Source organism: Halomonas sp. ALS9, assembly GCF_001651035.1.
GTDB lineage: Bacteria > Pseudomonadota > Gammaproteobacteria > Pseudomonadales > Halomonadaceae > Vreelandella.
In genome coordinates this window covers 1-452 of the sequence record NZ_LXRG01000165.1, presented here as the reverse complement: position 1 = coordinate 452, position 452 = coordinate 1, and the positions used below count along the sequence as shown (strand labels likewise).

Annotated in this window: 1 rRNA gene; it reads right to left on the bottom strand. The window is 48.7% G+C overall.

What is annotated here, in order from left to right:
* Positions 1–162 (bottom strand): 23S ribosomal RNA (locus A6R74_RS11670); the annotation flags it as partial.
* Positions 163–452 lie beyond the last annotated feature (290 nt).

Genomic DNA, 452 nt, shown 5'->3' with positions numbered 1-452 from the left:
TATTCAGTGCATGATACTCATCTTATGATGAGTGGGTTTCCCCATTCAGAGATGTCCGGGTCACAGGTTGTTGCCACCTCACCGAACCTTATCGCAGGCTACCACGTCTTTCGTCGCCTCTGGCTGCCTAGGCATCCACCGTGTGCGCTTCATTGCTTGACCCTATAACCCGAAGGAGTCTGGATGTCGCAATGATAACGTTCTATTTTGCCGGATACGCTTGAGACGTATCACAATTTAAGACCACTTCTTGCGAAGTGTTCTTGTCAGCATGATATACATTGTTAAAGAGCGACTGCTATGCGCAGTGATAAGGCAACGCCATAGGCGCTTGGCTTATCACTGCGTATCAACAGCATTCTGATCAGGTAATTCATTGTGGACGCTTACTAACCGTGACGCATCGTTTAAGGAGGTGATCCAGCCGCAGGTTCCCCTACGGCTACTTTGTT